Genomic DNA, 460 nt, shown 5'->3' on the forward strand with positions numbered 1-460 from the left:
ATTTAGTAGAAAATAATTATTTATATTTAAGGGATAAACCTCAGTCCACTATAAAATGATTACCTGTGAATAATTTAACATCTTGTCCAAATTGTGGCGCCAAAATAAAGGATGGCGTATTCAGTAGTAATTTCCTTATGAGTGACGTAAAATCGGAATTAATAGCGGAAGTAAACAACTCTCCTAAAATTACAGGATGCAGCAAATGCCTTTCTGATACATACAATCAGGCATTTAGCAAATTTGTGGCTAACCGAAAAAAGATTCAGGATGAAATACTAGAGCATATTAAAAATGTCCCTGTAATTACCACACATAGCCCATTTAACTGGGATTACAAGGTATTGGGCTTAGTAACTGGTCAAAGTACAACCGGCACCGGTCTGTTTACAGAAGTCGGGGCTTCTTGGACAGATTTTTTTGGAATGCAATCTCAAGCATATAACAAGAAAATAGCCAA

The 460-nt window shown here is 35.4% G+C and carries 1 protein-coding gene; it reads left to right on the plus strand.

Going from position 1 to position 460, the window contains the following annotated elements; genetic code table 11:
* Positions 1 to 65 precede the first annotated feature (65 nt).
* The coding region (locus HGH90_RS31490; protein ID WP_211172716.1) for a hypothetical protein at positions 66 to 460 on the plus strand (395 nt) is incomplete at its 3' end.

The sequence above is a fragment of the Chitinophaga sp. Ak27 genome, from assembly GCF_012726295.1.
Lineage (GTDB): Bacteria > Bacteroidota > Bacteroidia > Chitinophagales > Chitinophagaceae > Chitinophaga.